The following is a 22,795-nucleotide window of genomic DNA, read 5'->3' as shown; positions in this document are numbered from 1 at the left end:
TCTTGAAGTCGCTACGCGTGCTTTCATCTGCTGGAGTGCGAACCGGCAAGGGAGCAGCACAATGACGACGAAATCGACGTTCGTGACGGCGATCGCCGCGGCGGTCGCGTTTACCGTATCCGCAGCGGCCAGCGCCCATGAGAGGGGCGACTGGCCCGGACGCGGTGGTCCCGGCATGATGGGTCAGGGCATGAACCCCGGCATGATGAGTCAGGGCATGAACCCCGGCATGATGCAGGGCCCCTGTCCGATGGGCGGCCAGGGCATGATGCAGGGCCACGGCATGATGCAGGGCCGCGGCATGATGCAGGGCCAAGGCATGATGGGCGGTCATGGCATGATGGGTGGTCAGGGCTCGGGCATGATGGGTTCCGGCATGATGGGCGCCGCCGGCATGGCGGCGCTTCGTCAGGACCTGACGGTGGATGAAGTGCGCCATATCCTGGGGCATCACATCGAATGGCAGGGGAATCCCAACCTGAAGCTGGGCACGGTCGAGGAGACCGACGAGGACACCATCACCGCGGAGATCGTCACCCGGGACGACTCGCTGGTGCGCCGCCTCGAGATAAACCGGCATACCGGACAGATGCGGCCCGCCGGATAACGCAACCGCGTCGATCGAACCCTCTGGCGATCCCGGGCCATAGGGTCCGGGGTCGGCAGCGCCGGGCGCCTAGGCCAGGCCAGGCCGGATCAGCTTCTGGGGGCGGCGGCCGCGCTCGTAGCGGGCGGCGGGCGTGTTGACCACATCGGCCAGCGGCCGGGCGCCGAAGGAGCGCCGGACCTGCGCCTCGGGCGCGTCCGCATATGTCGTCGTGCGCTGCCTGGGCGTGCGGCCGGCGGCGCGGATCAGCGTCTCCATCGCCTCGGGCGGCATTTCCTCGCCATAGGTGGCGCCGGCGGCGCGGGTGATGGTCTCGTTCATCAGCGTGCCGCCCAGATCGTTGGCGCCGGCGTTGAGACAGGTCTTCACGCCTTCCGGCCCCATCTTGACCCAGCTCGTCTGGATGTTGCCGATCAGGCCGTGGAAGACGAGCCGCGGAATCGCGTGCATCAGCACCGCCTCGCGGAAGGTCGGCCCCCGCCGGGCCCGGCCCTTGAGGTAGATCGGCGCTTCCATGTGCACGAAGGGCAGCGGCACGAACTCGGTGAAGCCGCCGGTCTCCGCCTGCAGATCCCTCAGCGCCAGCAGGTGGCGCGCCCAGTTGGGGTAGCGGTCCACATGGCCGAACATGATCGTGGCCGTGGTGCGGAACCCGGCGCCATGGGCGGCGCGCATCACGTCCAGCCACTGTTCGGTACGGAGCTTGTCGGGGCAGAGCACTTCGCGGACCTCGTCGTCCAGCACCTCGGCCGCCGTGCCCGGCAGGGTGCCGAGGCCGGCTTCCTTGAGCGACCGGACGAACTCGGCCAGCGGCACGCCGAGCGTGGCGGCGCCCTGGTGGACCTCCAGCGGCGAAAAGGCGTGGACGTGCATCTCCGGCGCGGCGCGCTTCACCGCGCGGGCGATCTCCAGATAGGTCTCGCCGGTATAGTCGGGGTGGATGCCGCCCTGCATGCAGACTTCGGTCGCGCCGCGCTCCCAGGCCTCCCGGACGCGGCGGTCGATCTCGTCGAGGCCGATGTCATAGGGCCGCCCGCGCAGGTTCTCCGACAGCTTGCCCTTGGAGAACGCGCAGAACTGGCATTTGAAGTAGCAGACGTTCGTGTAGTTGATGTTGCGGGTGACGACGTAGGAAACGCTATCACCGCTGACGTCGCGGCGCAGTTCGTCCGCCGCCCGGGTCACCGCCAGGAAATCCGCGCCGCGCGCCTGGAAAAGGCGCACGATCTCCGCTTCCGACGGGACCTTGCCGGCCATCGCCCGGTCCAGGACCGGCGCGAGCCGGTCCGACGGCTGGACCGCCGGCAATTCGGGCACGGCGTCGTGGTCGCCGGGCGACCAGGAATCCGCGCGCACCAGTCCCTGACCGTCGATGCGGTCCAGCACCGGCTTGACGAAGCGCTTGTCCAGCCAGCGCTCCGGCTTCAGCGCGTATTCGGCATAGACCGGCAGTCGCTGAACCAGTTGCTTGCCGGCCTTCTCCGTCTCCTCGGCCAGCTTCTCCAGATGCGGCCAGGGCGCTTCCGGATTGACGAAGTCGGGGGTGACGGGGCTCACCCCGCCCCAGTCGTCGATGCCGGCGCCGACAAGCTGCGGCAGCACGCCGGGGCTGAGATTGGGCGGCGCCTGAATGTGCATGGCCGGTCCGAAGATCAGCCGCGCCGCGGCGATGGTCCAGAGCAGTTCGTCCAGACCCGGCTCCGGCGCATGCTTCATCTTGGTGTCCGGCTTGGCGCGGAAGTTCTGGACGATGATCTCCTGGATGTGGCCGTGACGGTCGTCCAGCTCGCGCAGGCGGAGCAGCGAGGATATGCGGTCGACGCGGCTCTCCCCAATGCCGATCAGGATGCCGGAGGTGAACGGCACGGCGGCCTCGCCGGCGGCGTCCATGCACTCGATCCGCCGCGCCGGAATCTTGTCGGGGGAGCCGAAATGCGGCTGGCCGCGCTCCAGCAGCTTCTCCGAATCGCTCTCCAGCATGATCCCCATGGAAACCGAGACCTCGCGCAGGCGCTTCAGTTCCTCCAGGCTCATCAGGCCGGGATTGAGATGCGGCAGCAGGCCGGTCTCGTCGAAAACCAGATCGGCCATCGCGGCCAGGTAGTCGAGCGTCGTCGCGTAGCCCAGCCGCTCCAGCGCCTCGCGCGCGGCGCGGTAACGCAGTTCGGGCTTGTCGCCGAGCGTGAACAGCGCCTCGGCGCAGCCGGCCGCCGCGCCCTTGGCGGCGATCTCGAGAACCTGTTCGGGCGACAGGAAGGCCGCCTCGCCCTTCCGGGGCGGCTCGGCGAAGGTGCAGTAGTGGCAGACGTCGCGGCAGAGATGGGTTAGCGGGATGAAGACCTTGCGCGAATAGGTCACCGTGTCGCCATGGCCGCGGTCGCGCAGCTCGGCGGCGGCGGCCAGCATGTCCTCCGGCGCCGCATCCAGCAGCGCGCGGGCCTCCCGTTCGTCCGGCCGGCGGCCGGCCAGCGCCCCCTCGATCACGCCATTCATGCGGTCTGGTCCTTGTCGCGGTCGGCCCGGAGCCGTTCGGCGATGCCGCTTTCCTGCAGAAAGTGGAGCGTGCGGGTCTGCGGCGCCATTTCGAGGAACTTCAGCACGTCCTCGGGCGTATCGATATCCAGCCCGATGCCCGGCAGCGGCCGAATCTTCGCCGTCACGCCCGCCTTCTCGGCCTCCTCGCAATGGGGTTTGAAGCTGTCATGGCCGAAATGGAAGGGAATGATGTCGGGCGGCGTCGCCACGATGCAGTTGGTGCCGCGCCGGTCGTGGCTGGGCGAAAGCGTCACCGAACGCGCGTCATGGCCGTTCAGCAGCACCAGCTCGTCGATCTCGCCGGCGCGCAGCCCCGGCGCATCGCCGGGCAGGGTGATGACGCCCCGGCTCTCCCGCGCCATGGCCCACAGGACGCCGCGCTGCACGGCCGTCGACTGGCCCTCGTTCTGCGGCTCCACCAGCAGCTCCGCGCCATGGCGGTCGGCCAGCTCGCGCGCCTTCGGCTCCCGGCTGACGATCAGTACGCCATCGGCCGCGGCGACCTTGCGGGCCTCGGACAGGACGTCCTCCAGCATGGTCTCGAACAGGCGGCGGCGTTCCGCCGGCGTCAGGGCGCCGGACAGGCGCTGCTTGGCCTGATCAAGGTTCTTGATCGGCAGGATGATCCACATCGGTATTCCGCGCTTCTGTCGTTGCTCACTCCCCAAGTGGGGCACTATCGCCCTTTGTGAAGGCGAAAGGCAACCGGGCCCGAAATTCACCGCATTTCAGGATGTTGGACCCCTCGAAGCGGATATGGCGAGAGCGTCCCCCGCGCCGCGGCGCGCCGATCATTGCCGCCTCCCGGCCCCCCACCTATCATCCGGGCCGAAGCCGGCGCATGACGCCGGCCGATACGGGGGAGGAACGCGATGAAGGTCTATTACACCATGCCGCGCATGTCGCTCGGCCAGGCGGCCGCGGCCGCGCGCAAGGCCGAGGAACTGGGCTATGACGGGGTGGTCACGACGGAGACCAACCGCGATCCGTTCCTGCCGCTGGCGGTCGCCGCGACCGTGACCCGGAAGATGGACCTGGTGACCGGCGTCGCGATCGCCTTCCCGCGCAGCCCCATGGTCGTCGCCGAGATGGGCTGGGACCTGCAGGAGGAATCCGGCGGGCGTTTCATCCTCGGCCTCGGCAGCCAGGTGAAGGGCCACAACGAGCGCCGCTTCTCCGTGCCCTGGTCGGCGCCGGCGCCCCGACTGAAGGAATACGTCCAGTCGCTCCGCGCCATCTGGCAGTGCTGGGCCGGGGGCGGCAAGGACCTCGCCTATATCGGCAAGCACTATTCCTTCACCCTGATGACGCCCAACTTCACGCCGCCGCCCATGGGCCATGTCGGCGCGCCGGTGACCATCGCCGCCGTCGGCCCGGCCATGCTGCGCGTCGCCGGCGAGGTCTGCGACGGCGCGCGCCTGCACGGCTTCTGCACCCGCAAATACTACGAGAACGTCATCTCGAAGGAGATCGGGACCGGCTTCGAGCGCGCCGGCGGCCGCGCGCGGGGGAACTTCGAGATCTCCGGCGGGGGTTTCATCGCCACCGGTCCGGATGAGGAAAAGACCCAGAAGATGTACGAATGGGTCCGCTACCGCGTCGCCTTCTACGGCTCCACCCGGACCTACTGGCCGGTCTTCGAGCAGCACGACCTGCTGGACCTCGGCGAGAAGCTGCACCGCCTGTCGGTGCAACAGCGCTGGGACGAGATGGCGAAGGAAGTGCCCGACGACGTGGTCGACCTGTTCTGCGCCCGCGGCACCTGGGCGAACATCGCCGGGGCCATCGAGAAGCGTTTCGGCGGCATGGCCGACGTGGTCTCCATCCAGTCGGAGATGGGCGACGATTCGCCGATGTTCGATCCCGGTCTGATCCAGGACATCCGGCGCATCGCGACGCCGTTCAGGGGCTTCGACCTGCCGAAGGCGGCGTGATGGGCGCGTACAATAGAATTGCCGCCAATCATGATCGCAAGACAGACTCCATCAGACGATTTTGATGTACTGTTAACATAGATTTTTGAATAAATGGCAAAGAACGATCAGTCGTATCGTAGACATATTTTACGGCACTCGTCACAACTTGACTATTCAACTCCCTAGCGAGGAGAGAATGTTTTATACTTTCTATTTTTTCTACTGTTTTTAACAAGGGTGACGCCAAGAAGAGCCTTCTCGGGCCAATCGGTAATATAATATGACCACCCTCTCGAGCAAGCCCATTTGTACGAATCACAGGGCGATCTGAAGTAAATAAAGTTTTGCTAGAGTATTTTAAGTCAATTACCTTCCATACCATTTCATTCATTTTTTCTCCAAGATTCTTATGATCTATTAGTTGTATATATGAGTTAAAAAGATCAAATTCTGCCTCCCCAATGGATCTTGAATGAATAAATTCTGAAAATGTTTCTGGATCTCCAACTTTTCTATGATTTTTATATTTTTTTTCAAATTCCTCATTATTTTCAAATAATGATTGCTGCCAACTTTCCCTAAATAGCTCTAAATCTTCGGGACATCTCATCAACAATGAAATCAAAAACCTAGACCAAGCAGATCTCATTCCAGAATTCCACCGGGCTTCGTTTCCCCTATTTTCCATCTCGAGCAGTGCATCAGCAGCCAGACTGTCCACCTTCCTAAAAAATTTACTTTCAATCTGCTGCGCAAATTCCGAATTATACTCTCGTATTGTATATAATTCTTGGGAGTATCCGGTCGCAGACGGGTGTTTTCGCTGAGGATTTACCCTTTGCCCATAGGGTTTACTGAATTCGCAGAGCATGCCGTCGGCAGAACACCAACGTTTCAAGTAGAATACTGGGATATAGTGATGCCGCTTCGGCTCACCCATCAGAATACCCCCACTTACGGAAACAGCGGCGCCTGCTCCAGGCCGGTCAGCTCCGAGAGGCCGAACATCAGGTTCATGTTCTGGATCGCCTCGCCCGAGGAGCCCTTGACCAGATTGTCGATCACCGCGACCACGATGGCGCGGTTCGGGATCCGGTCCTGGTAGAGCCCGACCAGGCAGTAGTTGGAACCGCGCACGTGCCGTGTTGCAGGCGTCACCCCTTCCGGCACGATGGAGACGAAGGGCTCGCCCGCGAAGCGCGCCTCGAAGGTCCGGCGCAGGTCGGCCACCGTCGCGCCGCCGGTCATCCGGACATAGCACGTGCAGAGCTCGCCCCGGTTCATCGGCATCAGATGCGGTGTGAAATTGACGTGCGTCTCCGCGCCGTGGGCGTGCTTGGCGATCTCCTGCTCGATCTCCGGCGCGTGGCGGTGGCTGGCCACCGAATAGGGATGGATGCCCTCGGCCACCTCGCCGAACAGCAGGTTCTCCTTCAGCCCGCGCCCGGCGCCTGTCACACCCGACTTGGCGTCGATGATGACGTCCGTGGTGTCGATCAGGCCCTGCTCCACCAGCGGCAGCAGGCCGAGCAGAGCCGCGGTGGGATAGCAGCCCGGATTGGCGACCAGGCGGCTCTTCGCCACCCGTTCGCGGTAGTATTCCGGCAGGCCGTAGACCGCCATCGGCTGGATGTCGGTCGCGTAGTGTTCGTGGCCGTACCATTCGGCGTAGACATCGGTGTCGTCGAGCCGGAAGTCCGCCGAGAGGTCGATCACGCGGATCGTCTCGTTCTCCGTCAGGATCTGCCTGACGATCTCCTGCGTCGTGCCGTGGGGCAGGCAGCAGAAGACGACATCGACATCGACCAGCCCCCACTCGATCTCGTCGACGGAAATCAGCGGCGGCAGTTCCTGGCCGAACAGGTGCGGGAAGACCGTATCCATGGACTTGCCGGCATGGCGGTCGGCGGTCATGAAGGCGATCTCCGCGAAGGGATGTCGGACCAGCAGGCGCACCAGATCGCCGCCGGTGTAGCCGCTGGCGCCGAGTATGCCGATCCTGATCTTCTTCTCCGCGTTCTCGCTCATGATCCTCGCTCCTTCCGGGCGGCGGAACATCCGACCGCACCGGCGCGCTGAATACGGCAAAAGCGGGCGCTTGGCAAAGACCGCCTCTGGCGCCGTGGCGCCGTTGCCCTAAGATGCGCCGCCGAAACGCGAGGGGGGAAGCACGCATGAGCCGCGACTATCACGCGATGACGGCGCTGGAACTTGGCCGGGGGGTCGCCGGGGGCGACATCGACCCGCTGATGCTGACCGAGCACTTCCTGGACCGCATCGCCGAATACGATCCCGGCCACAGCATCTTCGTCAGCCTGACGCAGGAGCGCGCGCTGGCCGAAGCCATGGCCGCGCGCCGCCGCGCCGCCGCGGGACTGCTGCGGTCGCCGCTGGACGGGGTGCCCATCGGCTGGAAGGACCTGTTCGACACCGCAGGCCACCCGACCGAAGGCGCATCCGCCCTGTTCCGGGGCCGGGTGCCGGACCGCGACGCCGAACCGCTGGCCCGCGCGGTGACCGCGGGGCTGGTCTGCCTCGGCAAGACCAACCTGCCCGACCTGGCCTATTCGGGTCTCGGCGTGAATCCCTGGAGCGGCACCCCGGCCAACGCCCACAGTCCGAAAGGCGACCCACGCGTGCCCGGCGGCAGTTCCGCCGGCGCCGGCGTTTCCGTCGCCGCGGGTCTCGCCCCGGCCGGCATCGGATCGGACACAGGCGGCTCGGTGCGCATACCGGCGGCCTTTAACGGGATCGTCGGCCTGAAGTCCACCTGGGGCGCGGTTTCGCTGGAAGGCTCGATCCCGCTTGCGCCGTCGCTCGACACGGTGGGGCCGCTGACGAAGGATGTCGCCGACGCCAATGCGATCCACGCCATCCTGTCGGGCCGCCCGGCCGCCGATCTGGCGGGCGCCTCGGCGCAGGGCCTGCGCCTGCTCTGGGCGCGCGGCCATGACGACAACGAGATCCAGCCCGGCGTCGCCGCGGCGGTCGAAGCGGCGGTCGAGCGCCTGCGCGCCGCCGGGGCCGAGGTGACCGAACGCCGTCTCGATTCCTTCGAGGCGCACGACGAGGTGGTGCTGCAGCATGGCAACCCGATCAGCCTGGAGGGCTGGGCCATCTGGGGCGACACCATCGACGCCAATCCCGACAAGCTCTACCGGCCGATCCGCGAACGCATCGCCGCCGGCCGCTCCGCCCGCGCATCGGACGCGATCATCCTGCGCCACCGCTTCGGCGAACTGCAGCGCGCCTGGATGCGGGAGACGGCAGGCTTCGACGCGGTCCTGCAGGCGACGACGCCGGCCATAGCGCCCTCGATTGCCGCGGTGATGGAGAGCGAGGAGGAGCACGCCCGCCAGGCGCTGCTGTCGTCCTTCAACACCCGGCGCATCAATTTTCTGGGTCTCTGCGCCATCAGCCTGCCCTGCGGCTTCAGCGAGGGCCTGCCCGTGGGCCTGATGGCGACCGCAGGCCCGAATCGGGAAGGGCGTCTGCTGCGCGCCGCGCGGGGCATCGAGCGCGCAATCGCTTTTGCCTGATTTTTATGCATCAAGGCTGTTTTGCATAAATTTTAGGCAATATGATTGATCGGCAGACACGGTCCTGAGCCGAATTCTACGGTCAACATCATGAAATTTCTCGATAATCGAATTCCGGCACGGCGCTTGTAATCCCCTGCGCATTACGGGTCCAGCGGGACCCAGTTCACAACGCAAGGGGAAGGCGCATGAAACTCATCATGGCCATCATCAAGCCGTTCAAGCTTGACGAGGTCCGAGAAGCGCTCACGCAGCTCGGGATCGACGGGCTGACGGCCACCGAGGTCAAGGGATATGGCCGCCAGAAGGGCCATACCGAAATCTACCGCGGCGCCGAGTACGCGGTCAGCTTCCTGCCCAAGGTGAAGATCGAGATCGTGGTCAAGGCCGACATGGCCGAGCGCACGGTCGAGACCATCCGCCAGGCGGCGGAGACCGGCCAGATCGGCGACGGCAAGATCTTCGTCATCGATGTCGTCAGTGCGATGCGCATCCGCACCGGCGAAACCGACGCCGACGCGCTCTGAAACCGGAGGGACCATTCAGAATGAATCTATCGAAACGTATCCTGGTGGGCGGACCGGTCGCGGCCGCGCTCGCCCTGGGGGCCGCGGCCCCCGCCTTCGCGCAGGTGTCGGGGGAGACGGCCTTCGTCTTCAACACCCTGTCATTCCTGATGTGCGGCTTCCTGGTCATGTTCATGGCCGCCGGCTTCGCCATGCTGGAAAGTGGCATGGTGCGCTCGAAGAACGTCGCCACCATCTGCGTCAAGAACATCTCGCTCTATTCGATCGCCGGCATCATGTACTACCTGATCGGCTATGACCTGATGTACGGCATCGACGCGGGCGGCTACATCGGTTCCTTCAGCCTGTTCTGGTCGCCCGATGACACGGCGGCCCTGGCCGACGCCTTCCCGACCGAGGACGCCCCCGGCTACGCCGCGACCTCCGACTGGTTCTTCCAGATGGTGTTCGTCGCCACCGCGGCCTCGATCGTCTCCGGCACGGTCGCCGAGCGCGTGAAGCTCTGGCCGTTCCTGATCTTCGTCGTCTTCCTGACCGCCGTCATCTACCCGATCCAGGGCTCCTGGGAATGGGGCGCGGGCTGGCTGGACGCCGAGTTCGGTTTCTCCGACTTCGCCGGTTCGACGCTGGTGCACTCCACCGGCGGCTGGGCGGCCCTGATGGGCGCGATCATCATCGGCGCGCGCAGGGGCAAGTACGGCGCCGACGGCCGCGTCAACCCGATGCCGGGTTCGTCGATGCCGCTCGCCACGCTGGGCACCTTCATCCTGTGGCTCGGCTGGTTCGGCTTCAACGGCGGCTCGCAGCTCGCCCTGGGCTCCGCGGCCGATGCAGTGGCCATCGCCGACATCTTCGCCAATACCAATGCGGCGGCGGCCGGCGGCGTCATCGCGGCGATGCTCGCCAGCCAGGTGGTCTTCAAGAAGGTCGACCTGACCATGGCGCTCAACGGCGCGATCGGCGGTCTGGTTTCGATCACCGCCGAACCGCTGGCGCCCACGCTGGGCGGCTCGATCCTGATCGGCGGCGTTGGCGGCGTGCTGGTGGTGCTCGCGGTGCCGCTGCTCGACAAGCTGAAGATCGACGACGTGGTCGGCGCCATCCCGGCCCACCTGGTCTGCGGCATCTGGGGCACGCTGGTCGTGCCGGTGTCCAATTCCGACGCCAGCTTCGGCGGCCAGATCGTCGGCATCATCGCCATCGGCCTCTTCGTCTCGATCGCCAGCGCCATCGTCTGGTTCGCCCTCAAGGCGACCATCGGCGTCCGCGCCGACGAGGAAGACGAGGACATGGGCCTCGACCGGGCGGAGCTCGGCATGGAGGCCTATCCCGAGTTCGGCGCCGGCTCCCAGAGGATCTGACCGGCACCGCACAACAGGCAACCCACGGTCTCGCCTCTCTCCCCAGAGACCGTCACTACCCGGCCCGGCGGCAATCCCGCCGGGCCCATTTTTTGATCAGCCACTGACCTCTCCAGCGGCAATTTGACTGTTTCTTGATCACTTATTCGGGCGCGAATCCGAACCCACGCCCAAGTCCCTGAAACATAGGCAGAAATCCGCGTTGCCTAACTGGCATGCAGATTGAGTATTTCCGCGGCGGTTGCAGATGGCGGCGGACCCTCCGCCCGGCCATCCCATGCGGGAGGGATCAGAAGATGGAGAACGTGGTCTCCGGACTGGACGTATTTTTCGTGCTCATGGGCGCGATCCTGGTGTTTGCGATGCACGCGGGTTTCGCGTTCCTGGAGGTCGGCACGGTCCGGCACAAGAACCAGGTCAACGCGCTGGTGAAGATCATCGTCGACTTCGCGGTGTCGATGGTCGCCTATTTTCTCGTCGGCTACATGGTCGCCTACGGCACGGGCTTCCTGGTCAGCGCCACGGTGCTGTCCGGCGCCGAAGTGGTGGAAGGTCATGATTTCGGGCTGTCGGGCTTCGGCCTGGTCAAGTTCTTCTTCCTGCTGACCTTCGCGGCCGCCATCCCGGCGATCATCTCCGGCGGCATCGCCGAGCGGGCGAAGTTCTGGCCCCAGGCGATGGCCACCGCGATCGTCGTGGGCGTGGTCTATCCCTTCTTCGAGGGCCTGGTGTGGAACGGCAATTTCGGCTTCCAGGACTGGATGACCGAGAGCTTCGGCGCCGCCTTCAACGATTTCGCCGGCTCCATCGTGGTCCACGCCATGGGCGGCTGGATCGCGCTGGGGGCTGTGGTCATGCTGGGCGTGCGCCGCGGCCGCTACCGCCGCGACGGCAGCCCCGCGGGCATCCCGCCGTCGAGCATCCCGTTCCTGGCGCTGGGCACCTGGCTGCTCTGCATCGGCTGGTTCGGCTTCAACGTCATGAGCGCGCAGTCGGTCGAAGGCATCAATGGCCTGGTCGCCATGAACTCGCTGCTGGCCATGGGCGGGGGCATCCTCGCGGCCCTGCTGGCCGGGCGCAACGACCCCGGCTTCGTCCACAACGGCGCCCTGGCCGGCCTGGTGGCGGTCTGCGCCGGCTCCAACGTCATGCACCCGGTGGGCTCGTTCGCCGTGGGCGCGGTGGCCGGCGTCATCTTCGTGGTCTTCTTCCAGCTCTGCCACAACCGCTGGAAGATCGACGACGTGCTCGGCGTCTGGCCGCTGCACGGCCTCTGCGGCCTCTGGGGCGGCATCGCCTGCGGCATCTTCGGCCTCGAGGCGCTGGGCGGCATGGGCGGCGTGACCTTCATGTCCCAGCTCGTCGGTTCGCTGATCGGCGCGGCCTTCGCCTGCGTGGCGGGTTTCGCGGTCTACGGCCTGCTGAAGGTCACCATCGGTATCCGACTCGGCGAGGAGGAGGAGTTCCGCGGCGCGGACCTCTCCATCCATCAGGTCGGCGCCAACCCCGAGCAGGACCTGACCGCGCAGGGTTAGCCGATCCCCCTCCCCGGCCCCTCCCCCTTGCGTTCAAAGGGGGAGGATGGCCGGACCGGCAGGTGCGGCCGGGCGGGGGATCGCCTGTCCCGGTCTACTCCGCCGCCTGGGCCAGTTCGGCGCCCCCGCGGCGGTCGGCGAAGGGCCGACCGTCCTTGATCACCATCAGGTGGTTGGCGCGCTCGGCGGCCATGGCGATGTCCTCGGCCGGGTTGCCGCGCACCAGCAGCAGGTCCGCGACCAGCCCCTCGGCCACGCGGCCGCGCTCGCCCGGTTCGATCAGTTCCGCGGCATTGGACGTGCCGGCGATCAGCGCGTCCAGCGTGGACATGCCGGCCTCGACCATGTGCGCCAGCTCCTGGGCGTTCTCACCGTGCTGATTGAAGGGCGTGCCCGCGTCGGTGCCCATGGCGACCTTGCCGCCGGCGGCCTGATAGGCCCGGAAGGCGGCGATGTGGATGTCGTAGACCCGCTCCGATTTCTCCACCGCCCAGGCCGGGATGCCCCGGTCGCGGTTGGCGATGATGTTCTTCACCGCCGCCAGCGTCGGCACCAGGAAGACCCCGCGCTCGATCATCTCGCGGATGCACTCCTCGTTCATGAAGATGCCGTGCTCGATGGAATGAATGCCGCCGCGCACGGCGTTGAGGATGCCTTCTGCGCCCTGGGCGTGGCTGGCCGTGCGCTTGTCGAAACGCTTCGCCTCCGATATCCCGGCGGCCATCTCCTCGGCCGAGTAGTGCGCGTCCTCGGGATTCACGCCGGGCGTCATCACCCCGCCCGTGGCCATGATCTTGATGACGTCGACGCCCTTGTGAACGTTGGTCCGCACCGCCTTGATCACCTCGTCGCAGCCGTCGGCGACGATGCCGTTCTTGTTGCCGTGGCCGCCCGTCATGCAGATCATCTTGCCCGAGGCGCGCATCACCGGGCCGGGGAAGCGGCCGGCGTTCAGAGCGTCGCGCACGTCCAGGTCGACATAGTCCTTGCCGCCGCAGTCGCGCACCGCGACGACGCCGCCTTCCAGGATCTTCCTGGCGTTGTCCATCGCCTTCAGGGTCAGCGCCGAGAGCGTCAGCTTCTCCGCCGCGTCGCCCGGATTGCCCTCGGCCCCGTAGCAGATGTGGATGTGGCAATCCATCAGCCCGGGCATCAGCGTCGCGCCAGAAGTGTCGACGCGCCGGCCCGCGAAGCCTTCGAACGCCGCCACAGGCTTCACGGCCTCGATGCGGCCCTTGTCGACCAGCACCCCGAGGCCCGCCTGTGGCGCCTCCAGCCCGTCGAAAACCAGCCCCCCGGCGTAAAGCGTCGGTCCCTTGTCCATGATCGTTCGGTCCTTTCCGTCAATCGTAGCCCGGCGCGCTGCGGGCCAGGCCGTCATACAGATCCAGCATGCGGTTCCGCCAGTCGTTCAGCGGATCGTCCGCTTCCAGCAGCGGGAATTCGGAGATCGCGCGCGCCCAGAGGAGGGGCGCGACACACATGTGATCGGCGAAGCCGGGCTGCGCGCCCGCGACCCAGGGCTGGGCCTGCAGCGTCAGCCTGAGCGGCGTCAGCGACTGGCGGAAGCCCTTCACCCTGTCCTCGCGGCCCGCCTGCACCTCCTCCAGTGTCCTGCCGAAGCGCTTCTCGCGCGAGGTCCGGAAGTAGTCCAGATCCACCGGATCGAGATGCTGGTAGATGTCATGGACGACGAGCGTGATGATGCCGGCGCTCAGAACCGCCTCCGACCACGCCTTGACGAAGCGCGCCTCGCCGCGGCCGTTGGGGAACAGCGCCGGGCGGTCCGGGTATTCGTCTTCGAGATACTCCGCGATGGCCCAGGAATCGGAGACCGCCTTCCCGCCGTCCAGGATCACCGGCACGGTCTTCGAGCCGTGGGCGGCGATCGCCTCCTTCTCGGTGAAGCGCCAGGGGATGGTCTCGACCTCCAGGCCCTTGTGCGCCAGGGCGAGCCGCGCCCGCCAGCAGAAGGGGCTGAAGCGCCGTTGGGGCTCCGCCCCGCAGAGATCGTACATCCGTATCGCCATGGCTCTCGCTTCCCGCGCTATGCTACCGGCACGGTAGGCGAGAAGGCGGGAGAGGCAAAGTCATGGACGCAGGATTGCTGGTCGAGCGCGAGGGGCCTGTCACGGTCTTCACCATCAACCGGCCGCAGGCGCGCAACGCCCTGGACGATCCGACGGCCCGGGCGCTGGGCCGGGCGCTGGCCGAGTTCGACGCCGACGGCGAACAGCGCGCCGGTGTGCTGACCGGTGCGGGCGGCGCCTTCTGCGCCGGGGCGGACCTGAAGGCCATGGCGCCGGACTACGTCGCCTGGGCCGGCGACCCGGAAGGGCCGAACGCCGCCGTGCTCTCCAAACCCCTGATCGCCGCCGTCGAGGGCCATGCGGTCGCCGGCGGCCTCGGCGTCGCGCTGCGCTGCGACATCCGCATCGCCGACGAGACGGCGGTCTTCGGCGTCTTCTGCCGCCGCTTCGGCGTGCCGATGAGCGACGGCACCACCGTCCGCCTGCCGCGGATCGTCGGCCAGGGCCGGGCGCTGCACATGCTGCTGACGGGCGAGCCCGTGGACGCGGCCAAGGCGCTGGAATGGGGCCTGGTCACCCAGGTCGTGGCGAAGGGCGAGGCCCGCGCCGCGGCGGTCGCGATGGCGGAACGGCTGGCGAAGTTTCCGCAGCTCGCCATGCACTCCGACCGGCTGTCGGCCCTGCAGCAGTACGACTTCGGTCTCGCGGACGCCTTCGCCAACGAGAAGCGCCTGGCCGAGGCCGCCAAGCGGGCCGAGGCGCTGGCGGGCGCGGCGCGCTTCGCCGGCGGTCAGGGCCGCCACGGCGAACGGGACTGAGAGTCCGAATATCGCCCCCGCCTTGTGCGGGTGATCATGTTCCGTGCCCGCCGCCGCCGAATCCGAAGGCGCGCCGCATCTCTGCGTCGAACAGCCGTTCGACCCGCCGGTGGGGCGCCCGTTCGGCGTTGCCCTTTCAGGTGAAGGCGTCGGGCATGGAATCCTTCTTGCGGCGGATATAGTCGTCGAGCGCCTCGCCCACGCCCTGGTCCAGCGCCGGCTGCTGGTAGTCGGCCAGCCATTTGCGCACCAGGTCGTTGGCGCGCTCCTCGATCCGCCGCGCGCCTTCCGCCTCCCACTGTTCGTAGGAATTGTTGTCGGTCAGCGGCGAACGGTAGAAGGCGGTCTCGAAATTCGCCTGGGTATGGGCGCAGCCCAGATAGTGGCTGCCGGGGCCGACCTCCCGGATGGCGTCCATGGCCTGGCCGTTCTCGCTCAGGTCCACGCCCTCGGCGAAACGCTGCAGCATGGCGAGCTGATCGCAGTCCATGACGAACTTCTCGAAGGACGAGACCAGCCCGCCCTCCAGCCAGCCGGCGGCGTGAAGGACGAAGTTCACGCCGGCCATCAGGGTCGGATTGAGCGTCGCCAGGCTTTCATAGGCCGCCTGGGCGTCGGGCGTCTTGGAGCCGCAGAGACCGCCGCCGGAACGGAAGGGCACGCCCAGCCTGCGCGCGAGCTGCGTCGCGCCATAGAGCACCAGCGCCGGCTCCGGCGTGCCGAAGGTCGGCGCCCCCGACTGCATGGAGATCGAGCTGGCGAAGCTGCCGAAGACCACCGGCGCGCCGGGCCGGCAGAGCTGTGCGAAGGCCATGCCGGCCATCGCCTCCGCCAGGGTCTGGGTCAGCACGCCGGCGGCGGTCACGGGCGCCATAGCACCGGCCAGGATGAAGGGCGTGACGATGCAGGCCTGCCCCGCCCGGGCATAGGTCTTCAGCGCGCCCAGCATGGTCTCGTCGAACACCATCGGCGAGTTGGCGTTGATCAGGTTGATCAGCACGCAGTTCCGGTCGACGAAGTCCTCGCCGAAGACGATCTTCGCCATGGCAACCGAATCCGCGGCGCGGTCGGGATGGGTGACCGAACCCATGAAGGGCTTGTCGGAGAAGCGGACATGGGCGTCGATCATGTCCAGATGCCGCTTGTTCACCGGTACGTCGACGGGTTCGCAGACCGTGCCGCCGGAATGGTGCATGGCCGGGGCCATGTACGCCAAACGGACGAAGTTGCGGAAATCCTCGATGGTGGCGTAACGCCGCTTGCCTTCCAGATCGCGGACGAAGGGCGGGCCGTAGACGGGGGCGAAGACGGTGCTGTCGCCGCCGATCTCGACCGAGCGCTCCGGATTGCGGGCGTGCTGGACGAATGTCGCCGGGGCCGTGCCGATCAGCGACCGGCAGAGCCCTTCGGGAAAACGCACGCGCTCGCCGTCGACGTCGGCGCCGGCGTCGCGCCAGATGGCCAGCGCCTCCGGATCGCCGCGGAACTCGATGCCGATCTCCCGGAGCACGATGTCGGCGTTGCGCTCGATCAGCGCCAGGCCTTCCTCGGACAGCAGTTCATAGGGCTTCAGCTTGCGGGTGATGAAACGCTGGCTTTCCATGCCGCCGCCCTTCCGGCGGTCGCGGCGGGCGTCCGATCCGCCGCCGCGGCGGCCCTTGCGCCGCCCCTGTTCCTGATCGGTGTCCGCGTCCATCGCTCTGCTCCAGATGGCAATATGCACGATCCAGATACGCCCGCGCCCGGCGGCCCACTGTCCCGGCTGCGGCACGCGAAGGACGCGGGCGCGACAGGCCCCGCCCGCCGGCTGCAACGGCGTCGCAAAGCGATGCGCCGAGGTCGCACATGAATAATCCCGCTGCGGCGGCTTGCTGTCATAAGGGAGCCGCGACGTCCCGATAACGGGACGCCTGCCCGTTCGCGTATCCGACCGATCCGGGGGATGAAGTCATGGCCGACGACGACGAAGACATTGTCCTTTCGGAATTGGAGGACGACGACCTCGTCCAGCAGATGATGGACGACCTCTATGACGGCCTGAAGGAGGAGATCGAGGAAGGCGTCCGCATCCTGCTGGAGCGCGGCTGGACGCCCTACGACATCCTCACCAAGGCTTTGGTCGAGGGCATGCGCATCGTCGGCATCGACTTCCGCGACGGCATCCTGTTCGTGCCGGAAGTGCTGCTGTCGGCCAACGCCATGAAGGCGGGCATGACGATCCTGCGGCCGCTGCTGGTGGAGACCGGCGCGCCGAAGATGGGCAAGGTCGTCATCGGCACCGTCAAGGGCGACATCCACGACATCGGCAAGAACCTGGTCGGCATGATGCTGGAAGGCGCGGGCTTCGAGGTCATCGACATCGGCATCAACAACCCGGTCGAGAACTACCTGGAGGCGCTGGAGGAGCACAAGCCGGACATCCTCGGCATGTCGGCCCTGCTGACGACCACCATGCCCTACATGAAGGTGGTGATCGACACGCTGAGCGAGAAATCGATCCGCGACGACTACATCGTCCTCGTCGGCGGCGCGCCGCTGAACGAGGAGTTCGCCGAGGCGATCGGCGCCGACGCCTATTGCCGCGACGCGGCGGTGGCGGTGGAGACCGCCAAGGACCTCATCGCGCGGCGGCACAACCAGGCCGCTGCCGGATAGCCGGATAGCAATTCGCCCGGCGCGGCCGCGCCGGGTCATGTGACTTCGGCCGGCCAGGGTGGTATGGTGCCCATTCCCCCTTTCGACCGGTATTGTTGCGTTCATGGGAGTGAGACATGCCAGACACGGCATCGGGACGGTTGCGCGCGGATCTCAGCGACGCCGCCCAGGAAAGAACCCTCATTATTGCCTGCGGCGCGCTGGCGCGGGAGATCGGCGGCATGATCGGCCGGGGCGGGCTCGGCCATCTGGCGCTGAAATGCCTTCCCGCGACCCTGCACAACACGCCCGACAAGATCCCCGGGGCCGTCCGCGAGGCGGTGCTGCAGGCGCGCGAGACCTATGGCGACGTCCTTGTCGGCTACGCCGATTGCGGCACCGGCGGACGGCTGGACAAGGTCTGTGAGGAGCTGGGGGTCGAGCGCATTCCCGGCCCCCATTGCTACGCCTTCTATTCCGGCAACGCCGCCTTCGAGGCGCTGGCCGAGGAAGAGTACACGGCCTTCTACCTGACCGACTTCCTGACCCGTCAGTTCGAGACCCTGGTGATCAAGCCGCTGGGCCTGGACCGGCATCCCGAACTCCGTGACCAGTATTTCGGCAACTACGAGAAACTGGTCTACCTGGCGCAGACCGACGATCCGGATCTGACGGCGCAGGCCCGCGCCGCCGCCGACCGGCTCGGCCTCGCCTTCGAGCGCCGCGAGACCGGCCTGGGCGACCTGCAGGCGTTCATCGACCGCAACGTCTGACGGCGCGCCGGGCCGGCGTCCGGCCAGCCACCGACAGCCCCTTCTCCGCCCCGCATGGGACAGCGCGCCGCGTCGCGCCCTCGCCGGCATGCGTCCGATCGCGACCTCCCGGTCGTGACCCAAATGCGACATGCGCCGTCTCCGGCGCGACATTTCTTTTATTATCAACAGGTTACAAAGACACGACGATGTCGCTTTTATCGCAAGAGCGACTCGTTCTGGTCGCGCCGGAGCCACATTCCGTCCCTTCGAATCATCATATTCGGCCTCAGGGCAAGAGGACGGAAAGATGGCACAGAAAGTCATCGTCTACTGGCGGGACATCCCCGCCCAGGTCATCGTCAAGGCGGGCCGCCAGCGCGCGGCCGTCGAGCTGCCCGAACGATTCATCAAGGCCATCGACCGCACCGCGATGAAGCTCGGCGCGAAGGACCAGGACGCCTATCTGGCGGAATGGCGCCGCGGCGCGCCGGAGGCCGTCGAGGGCGACCCCGAGACACTGGCGGCCGAGGCCGCAGCCGCGCTCGAAGCGCTCTACACCCCCGATCGCATCCACGAACTCGTCGCCAATGGAGGCAAGGCCCATGACTGAGATGTTCCGGCTGGGCGGCAGCCCGCGCATCGGCGCTTCCATCGAGGCGACACCGACACAGGTGCTCGAAAAGGTGGACCTCGCCGGTCTTTTCCCGGTCAACACCCGCGTCTACCTGACCGATCTCGGCACCGACGACAGCGCCCGCCTGATCCGCGCGGCGCGGTCGCTGCAGGACTACGGCTATGTGGCCGTGCCGCATCTGGCGGCGCGGCGCTTCACGTCCTGGGCGGCCTTCGAGGCGCGCATCCAGGCGCTGGCCGGTGAGGCGGGCGTGACCGAGGCTCTGGCGGTCGCCGGCAGCCCGGAACGGCAGGCCGGTCCGATCGCCGCCTCGATCGAACTGCTGCGGAGCGGCTGGTTCGACCGCCTCGGCTTCACCCGTATCGGCGTCGCCGGCCACCCGGAGGGCAGCCCCGATATCGCGCCCGAGGCGCTGGACGCCGCACTCCGGGAGAAGAACGCGTTCGCCGCCGAGACCGACGCCGAGCTCTATCTGGTCACCCAGTTCGGCTTCGACGCCCGGCGCTTCATCGCCTGGGCGGAGCGCGTCTCTGCCGCCGGCAACCGGCTGCCGATCCATATCGGCGTCTCGGGCCCGGCGAAGATCGCGACCTTGCTGAAATACGCCGCCGCCTGCGGCGTGGGCGAATCCCTGGGCTTCCTGAAGAAGCGCGCCGGCGCCGTCACCGCGCTGGCCACCGGCCATTCGCCGGAATCGGTGGTGCAGCCGCTGGAAAGCTACTGGGCCGGCGATCCCGCCGGACCGATCCGGCAGATGCACGTCTTCCCCTTCGGCGGCCTGAAGAAATCCTCCCAGTGGCTCTTCGAGCGCGGCTCCTGGGTCAACGGCGTCGAAGCCTTCGCCGACACGCAACCCATCCAGCTTGAAGCCCGCAAATGACGCGCACCGTTCTCTCCTCGGCCACCCGCGAGATCGTCATCGGTTTCGACCAGCCCTTCTGCGTGATCGGGGAGCGGATCAATCCGACCGGCCGCAAGCTGCTGGCCGCCGAGATGAAGGTCGGCGACTACAGCCGCGTCCAGACCGACGCGCTGGCCCAGGTCGCCGCCGGCGCCACCATGCTGGACGTCAATGCCGGCATCCCGCTGGCCGACGAGCCGCGCATCCTGGCCGAGACGATCGAACTCGTGCAGTCGCTCACCGATCTGCCGCTGTCGATCGATTCCTCGATCATCGCGGCGCTGGAAGCCGGGCTCGCCGTCTATCGCGGCAAGGCGCTGGTCAACTCGGTGACCGGCGAGGACGAGAACCTGGAACTGGTCCTGCCCCTGGTGAAGAAGCACGGCGCGGCCGTGGTGGCGATCTCCAACGACGAGAGCGGCATCTCCACCGACCCGGATGTGCGTTTCGCAGTGGCGAAGAAGATCGTCGAGCGCGCCGCCGATCATGGTATCGGCCACGAGGACGTGGTCGTCGACCCGCTGGTGATGCCCGTCGGCGCCATGAACGACGCCGGCCGGCAGGTCTTCACCCTGGTCCGCCGCCTGCGCGAGGAGCTGAAGGTGAACACGACCTGCGGCGCCTCCAACATCAGCTTCGGCCTGCCCAACCGGCGGGTGATGAACGGCCACTTCCTGTCCATGGCGATGGCCGCCGGCATGACCTCGGCGATCATGAATCCGCTGCATGACGAGGACATGAACGCCGTTCGGGCGGCCAATGTGCTGATGGGCCACGATCCGGACTGCCGCACCTGGCTGAAGGCGAACCGCGACCCGAACGCGGCGCCTTCGGAGACGGAAGGCCGCCGCGCCCGCGGCGAGCGCCGGCGCCGCCGCGCGGCCTAATCGGTCTCGGCTTCCAGCGTCGGTATGCCGGAGACGTCCACGCGCGATTCCGCGACGGCGAGGTCATAATTGCGCTGGAGATTGATCCAGAGCCGCGGGCCGTTGCCCAGCAGCTTTCCGAAGCGCACGGCCATCTCCGCGCTGACCGGTTGCCGCTCGTTCAGAATGTCATAGAGGTGTTGGCGCGATATCCCGAGAGCGCGAGCGATGGCGGCCTTGCTCAACTTCACGGCCGGCAGCACGTCCTCCCGCAGCACCTCGCCCGGATGCACAGCTCTGATCGAATGATGGGCAGTCAATGATAGTCCTCCAGATCGACGTCGACAGCCGCCTCTCCGCGCCAGGCGAACGTCACGCGGAAGTTGCCCGTCACCCGAACTGCATAGCGGTCAACGCCTTTCAGCGCGTGAAAGAAGGCGCCGGGGTAGTTCAGATCCTCCGGCCGCTCTGCCGCCTCCAGCGCCGCAAGAATGCGGTCCAGCTCGCGGAGCCACCGGCCATCCAGTCGGCCCGCACGCCCCTTCCGCCAGTAGTCGCGCAGTCCGCGATGCCGGAAGCTCTCGATCACTTCTGTAAGGTATTGCCTTACATATAATCCGTCAACAACTGCCTGACGTCCTCACCCCGCCATTCGCCACGTCGTGCCTTCGGGGCCATCCTCGAGAACCACGCCCATGCCGGTCAGTTCATCGCGGATCGCGTCCGCGCGGGCGAAATCCTTCGCCTTCCGCGCGGCCTGGCGCTCGGCGATGAGGCTCTCGACCACGGCCGGGTCGACCTGCGGCGCGGCGCTTGCCGCGGACTGACGCCAGGCCTCCGCCGATTGCTGGCCGATGCCGAGCAGCCAGCAGGCGTCGCGCAGGACTTCCGCCCCCGTTTCGCCCTGTTCGACGGCGCGCGCGATGCGGAAGATCTCGGCCAGCGCCTTGGGCGTGTTGAGGTCGTCCATCAGCGCCGCGAGCACCGCGGCGACGTCCGGGTGGCCGCTGTCGGGATCGGCCGCGCGCACGCCGCGCAGCAGGCCGTAGATCCGGTCCAGATTCTTTCGCGCCTGGTCCAGCCCGGCCTGCGAGAAGTCCAGCGGATGGCGGTAGTGGCCGGACAGCAGCAGCAGACGCACCGCCTCCGCCGGCTCCCGGGACAGAAGGTCGTGGATCAGCAGCACGTTGCCCACCGACTTCGACATCTTCTGGCCCTCGATGCGCAGCATGCCGTTGTGCATCCAGTAGCGCGCGAAGACCTCTCCGCCGTGGGCGCAGGTCGACTGCGCCATTTCGTTCTCGTGGTGGGGGAAGATCAGATCCTGTCCGCCGGCGTGAATGTCGATGGTGCGGCCCAGATGCTTCTCGATCATCGCCGAGCATTCGATGTGCCAGCCCGGCCGGCCCCGGCCCCAGGGACTGTCCCAGCCCGGCTGTGTATCGTCGGAGGGCTTCCACAACACGAAATCCGCCGGATCCTTCTTGTAGGGCGCCACCTCCACGCGGGCGCCCGCGACCATTTCGTCGCGGCTCCGATTGGACAACGCGCCGTACTGGTCGAAGGATGTGACGTTGAACAGCACGTGGCCCTCGGCCTCATAGGCGTGGCCGCTTTCGACCAGACGGGCGATCATGTCGACGATCTCCGGGATCGTCTCGGTCACACGCGGCACGACATCGGGATCCAGAACCCCCAGCGCCCGGACGTCGTCGCGATAGGCTTCGGCATAGCGCCGCGTGATGGTCTCGATCGGAACGCCTTCGCGGCGTGCGGCGTCGATGATCTTGTCCTCGACGTCGGTGATATTACTGGCGAAGACAACGCCCGGATAGAGCCGTTTCAGCAGGCGGTGCAGCACGTCGAAGACCACTGCAGGCCGCGCATTGCCGATATGCGGATGGTTGTAGACGGTGGGTCCGCAGACATACACCGTTACCCGTTCCGGATCAGCGGGCCGGAAGGCCTCTTTCCTTCGGGTCAGCGTGTTGTATATCTGCAGCGTCATGTACAGCGTCCTCCGTCAGGTGAAGGGCCGTTGTAGTTGGAATGACGGCGCATTCAAGGGCGGGGAGGCCCGTGGTTGTCACGCCGGCGCGGGTGCGCCATTTGATTAATCCAGGCGCATAAGGTCAAA

General features: G+C 66.9%; 22 protein-coding genes. 12 read left to right on the top strand and 10 right to left on the bottom strand.

Features of this window, described 5'->3' with window-relative positions:
• Positions 1–61 precede the first annotated feature (61 nt).
• The gene (locus CWC60_RS11150; RefSeq protein ID WP_109794075.1) at positions 62–607 is read left to right on the top strand and encodes a hypothetical protein; all 546 of its coding nucleotides are present in this window, start codon (positions 62–64) and stop codon (positions 605–607) included.
• 69 nt (positions 608–676) lie between these two features.
• Here the strand turns inward: CWC60_RS11150 and cofH are convergent, their stop codons facing one another.
• Positions 677–3,100 (bottom strand): 5-amino-6-(D-ribitylamino)uracil--L-tyrosine 4-hydroxyphenyl transferase CofH, encoded by a 2,424-nt coding sequence (cofH, locus tag CWC60_RS11145; protein ID WP_109794074.1) that lies wholly within the window; start codon positions 3,098–3,100, stop codon positions 677–679.
• Positions 3,097–3,774, bottom strand: a complete 678-nt coding sequence (gene cofC / locus CWC60_RS11140; RefSeq protein ID WP_109794073.1) for a 2-phospho-L-lactate guanylyltransferase — start codon at positions 3,772–3,774, stop codon at positions 3,097–3,099. The genes cofH and cofC overlap by 4 nt, the downstream gene beginning before the upstream one ends.
• A 240-nt stretch (positions 3,775–4,014) precedes the next feature.
• On the opposite strand from cofC, the gene CWC60_RS11135 reads away from it, so the two are divergent.
• Positions 4,015–5,076, top strand: a complete 1,062-nt coding sequence (locus CWC60_RS11135; protein ID WP_109794072.1) for a TIGR03617 family F420-dependent LLM class oxidoreductase — start codon at positions 4,015–4,017, stop codon at positions 5,074–5,076.
• Positions 5,077–5,104: 28 nt separating this feature from the next.
• Here CWC60_RS11135 and CWC60_RS11130 read toward each other — a convergent pair whose 3' ends face one another.
• Together CWC60_RS11130 and argC are read right to left on the bottom strand one after the other, a co-directional pair.
• Positions 5,105–5,998, bottom strand: coding sequence for a DUF4238 domain-containing protein (locus CWC60_RS11130; protein WP_109794071.1), 894 nt, complete (start codon positions 5,996–5,998; stop codon positions 5,105–5,107).
• A 14-nt stretch (positions 5,999–6,012) separates the two neighbouring features.
• Complete coding sequence (argC, locus tag CWC60_RS11125; RefSeq protein WP_109794186.1) at positions 6,013–7,086, bottom strand: N-acetyl-gamma-glutamyl-phosphate reductase; 1,074 nt, start codon at positions 7,084–7,086, stop codon at positions 6,013–6,015.
• Between the two features lie 146 nt (positions 7,087–7,232).
• Here argC and CWC60_RS11120 point away from each other — a divergent pair, with 146 nt between their 5' ends.
• The 4 genes from CWC60_RS11120 to CWC60_RS11105 all read left to right on the top strand — a co-directional run bounded on the left by CWC60_RS11120 (position 7,233) and on the right by CWC60_RS11105 (position 12,020).
• Complete coding sequence (locus CWC60_RS11120; RefSeq protein WP_206419891.1) at positions 7,233–8,597, top strand: amidase; 1,365 nt, start codon at positions 7,233–7,235, stop codon at positions 8,595–8,597.
• 188 nt (positions 8,598–8,785) lie between these two features.
• A complete protein-coding gene (locus CWC60_RS11115; protein WP_109794070.1) occupies positions 8,786–9,124 on the top strand; it encodes a P-II family nitrogen regulator in 339 nt (112 codons plus the stop codon).
• Between the two features lie 20 nt (positions 9,125–9,144).
• Positions 9,145–10,485, top strand: coding sequence for an ammonium transporter (amt, locus tag CWC60_RS11110; protein WP_109794069.1), 1,341 nt, complete (start codon positions 9,145–9,147; stop codon positions 10,483–10,485).
• A 296-nt stretch (positions 10,486–10,781) separates the two neighbouring features.
• Positions 10,782–12,020 (top strand): ammonium transporter, encoded by a 1,239-nt coding sequence (locus CWC60_RS11105; RefSeq protein ID WP_109794068.1) that lies wholly within the window; start codon positions 10,782–10,784, stop codon positions 12,018–12,020.
• 94 nt (positions 12,021–12,114) lie between these two features.
• Here the strand turns inward: CWC60_RS11105 and CWC60_RS11100 are convergent, their stop codons facing one another.
• Positions 12,115–13,344: a metal-dependent hydrolase family protein gene (locus CWC60_RS11100; RefSeq protein WP_109794067.1), complete on the bottom strand. Its 1,230-nt coding sequence runs from the start codon at positions 13,342–13,344 to the stop codon at positions 12,115–12,117.
• Positions 13,345–13,363: 19 nt separating this feature from the next.
• Positions 13,364–14,050: a glutathione S-transferase family protein gene (locus tag CWC60_RS11095; RefSeq protein WP_109794066.1), complete on the bottom strand. Its 687-nt coding sequence runs from the start codon at positions 14,048–14,050 to the stop codon at positions 13,364–13,366.
• A 62-nt stretch (positions 14,051–14,112) separates the two neighbouring features.
• Here CWC60_RS11095 and CWC60_RS11090 point away from each other — a divergent pair, with 62 nt between their 5' ends.
• Positions 14,113–14,868 (top strand): crotonase/enoyl-CoA hydratase family protein, encoded by a 756-nt coding sequence (locus CWC60_RS11090; RefSeq protein WP_109794065.1) that lies wholly within the window; start codon positions 14,113–14,115, stop codon positions 14,866–14,868.
• Positions 14,869–15,004: 136 nt separating this feature from the next.
• On the opposite strand, the gene CWC60_RS11085 is transcribed toward CWC60_RS11090, so the two are convergent.
• Positions 15,005–16,564: a trimethylamine methyltransferase family protein gene (locus CWC60_RS11085; protein WP_109794064.1), complete on the bottom strand. Its 1,560-nt coding sequence runs from the start codon at positions 16,562–16,564 to the stop codon at positions 15,005–15,007.
• Between the two features lie 254 nt (positions 16,565–16,818).
• On the opposite strand from CWC60_RS11085, the gene CWC60_RS11080 reads away from it, so the two are divergent.
• The 5 genes from CWC60_RS11080 (at position 16,819) to CWC60_RS11060 (ending at position 20,679) form a co-directional block, all read left to right on the top strand.
• Positions 16,819–17,523 carry a corrinoid protein gene (locus CWC60_RS11080; protein WP_109794063.1) on the top strand — a complete coding sequence of 235 codons (705 nt, stop codon included), beginning with the start codon at positions 16,819–16,821 and terminating at the stop codon, positions 17,521–17,523.
• A gap of 116 nt (positions 17,524–17,639) precedes the next feature.
• A complete protein-coding gene (locus CWC60_RS11075; RefSeq protein WP_109794062.1) occupies positions 17,640–18,275 on the top strand; it encodes a DUF1638 domain-containing protein in 636 nt (211 codons plus the stop codon).
• Positions 18,276–18,564: 289 nt separating this feature from the next.
• A complete protein-coding gene (locus CWC60_RS11070) occupies positions 18,565–18,867 on the top strand; it encodes a virulence factor (protein ID WP_109794061.1) in 303 nt (100 codons plus the stop codon).
• On the top strand, positions 18,860–19,771 hold the full coding sequence (locus CWC60_RS11065) for a methylenetetrahydrofolate reductase (protein ID WP_109794060.1): 912 nt from the start codon (positions 18,860–18,862) through the stop codon (positions 19,769–19,771). The genes CWC60_RS11070 and CWC60_RS11065 overlap by 8 nt, the downstream gene beginning before the upstream one ends.
• A complete protein-coding gene (locus CWC60_RS11060; protein ID WP_109794059.1) occupies positions 19,768–20,679 on the top strand; it encodes a methyltetrahydrofolate cobalamin methyltransferase in 912 nt (303 codons plus the stop codon). Before CWC60_RS11065 ends, CWC60_RS11060 begins: the two co-directional genes overlap by 4 nt.
• Here the strand turns inward: CWC60_RS11060 and CWC60_RS11055 are convergent.
• Genes CWC60_RS11055 through cysS form a run of 3 tightly spaced genes read right to left on the bottom strand, consistent with a single transcriptional unit; the run spans position 20,676 to position 22,666 of the window.
• Complete coding sequence (locus CWC60_RS11055) at positions 20,676–20,978, bottom strand: HigA family addiction module antitoxin (protein WP_109794058.1); 303 nt, start codon at positions 20,976–20,978, stop codon at positions 20,676–20,678. The two genes, CWC60_RS11060 and CWC60_RS11055, sit on opposite strands and share 4 nt — an antisense overlap.
• Positions 20,975–21,247 carry a type II toxin-antitoxin system RelE/ParE family toxin gene (locus CWC60_RS11050; protein WP_109794057.1) on the bottom strand — a complete coding sequence of 91 codons (273 nt, stop codon included), beginning with the start codon at positions 21,245–21,247 and terminating at the stop codon, positions 20,975–20,977. The genes CWC60_RS11055 and CWC60_RS11050 overlap by 4 nt, the downstream gene beginning before the upstream one ends.
• A gap of 51 nt (positions 21,248–21,298) precedes the next feature.
• Complete coding sequence (gene cysS / locus CWC60_RS11045) at positions 21,299–22,666, bottom strand: cysteine--tRNA ligase (RefSeq protein WP_109794056.1); 1,368 nt, start codon at positions 22,664–22,666, stop codon at positions 21,299–21,301.
• Positions 22,667–22,795: the final 129 nt, after the last annotated feature.

The sequence above is a fragment of the Minwuia thermotolerans genome (assembly GCF_002924445.1).
In the GTDB taxonomy this organism is placed as follows: Bacteria; Pseudomonadota; Alphaproteobacteria; order Minwuiales; family Minwuiaceae; genus Minwuia; species Minwuia thermotolerans.
The sequence above is the reverse complement of the archived record's forward strand: the minus strand, read 5'-3'. Positions and strand labels throughout refer to the sequence as shown.

Coding starts and splice junctions, on each gene's coding strand:
- argC (WP_109794186.1), bottom strand. CDS start 7,086: ATGAGCGAGAACGCGGAGAAGAAGATCAGGATCGGCATACTCGGCGCC.
- CWC60_RS11090 (WP_109794065.1), top strand. CDS start 14,113: ATGGACGCAGGATTGCTGGTCGAGCGCGAGGGGCCTGTCACGGTCTTC.
- CWC60_RS11080 (WP_109794063.1), top strand. CDS start 16,819: ATGGCCGACGACGACGAAGACATTGTCCTTTCGGAATTGGAGGACGAC.
- CWC60_RS11130 (WP_109794071.1), bottom strand. CDS start 5,998: ATGGGTGAGCCGAAGCGGCATCACTATATCCCAGTATTCTACTTGAAA.
- CWC60_RS11100 (WP_109794067.1), bottom strand. CDS start 13,344: ATGGACAAGGGACCGACGCTTTACGCCGGGGGGCTGGTTTTCGACGGG.
- CWC60_RS11095 (WP_109794066.1), bottom strand. CDS start 14,050: ATGGCGATACGGATGTACGATCTCTGCGGGGCGGAGCCCCAACGGCGC.
- cysS (WP_109794056.1), bottom strand. CDS start 22,666: ATGACGCTGCAGATATACAACACGCTGACCCGAAGGAAAGAGGCCTTC.
- CWC60_RS11105 (WP_109794068.1), top strand. CDS start 10,782: ATGGAGAACGTGGTCTCCGGACTGGACGTATTTTTCGTGCTCATGGGC.
- CWC60_RS11075 (WP_109794062.1), top strand. CDS start 17,640: ATGCCAGACACGGCATCGGGACGGTTGCGCGCGGATCTCAGCGACGCC.
- CWC60_RS11135 (WP_109794072.1), top strand. CDS start 4,015: ATGAAGGTCTATTACACCATGCCGCGCATGTCGCTCGGCCAGGCGGCC.
- CWC60_RS11150 (WP_109794075.1), top strand. CDS start 62: ATGACGACGAAATCGACGTTCGTGACGGCGATCGCCGCGGCGGTCGCG.
- CWC60_RS11085 (WP_109794064.1), bottom strand. CDS start 16,564: ATGGACGCGGACACCGATCAGGAACAGGGGCGGCGCAAGGGCCGCCGC.
- CWC60_RS11115 (WP_109794070.1), top strand. CDS start 8,786: ATGAAACTCATCATGGCCATCATCAAGCCGTTCAAGCTTGACGAGGTC.
- CWC60_RS11120 (WP_206419891.1), top strand. CDS start 7,233: ATGAGCCGCGACTATCACGCGATGACGGCGCTGGAACTTGGCCGGGGG.
- CWC60_RS11060 (WP_109794059.1), top strand. CDS start 19,768: ATGACGCGCACCGTTCTCTCCTCGGCCACCCGCGAGATCGTCATCGGT.
- CWC60_RS11065 (WP_109794060.1), top strand. CDS start 18,860: ATGACTGAGATGTTCCGGCTGGGCGGCAGCCCGCGCATCGGCGCTTCC.
- cofC (WP_109794073.1), bottom strand. CDS start 3,774: ATGTGGATCATCCTGCCGATCAAGAACCTTGATCAGGCCAAGCAGCGC.
- CWC60_RS11070 (WP_109794061.1), top strand. CDS start 18,565: ATGGCACAGAAAGTCATCGTCTACTGGCGGGACATCCCCGCCCAGGTC.
- cofH (WP_109794074.1), bottom strand. CDS start 3,100: ATGAATGGCGTGATCGAGGGGGCGCTGGCCGGCCGCCGGCCGGACGAA.
- amt (WP_109794069.1), top strand. CDS start 9,145: ATGAATCTATCGAAACGTATCCTGGTGGGCGGACCGGTCGCGGCCGCG.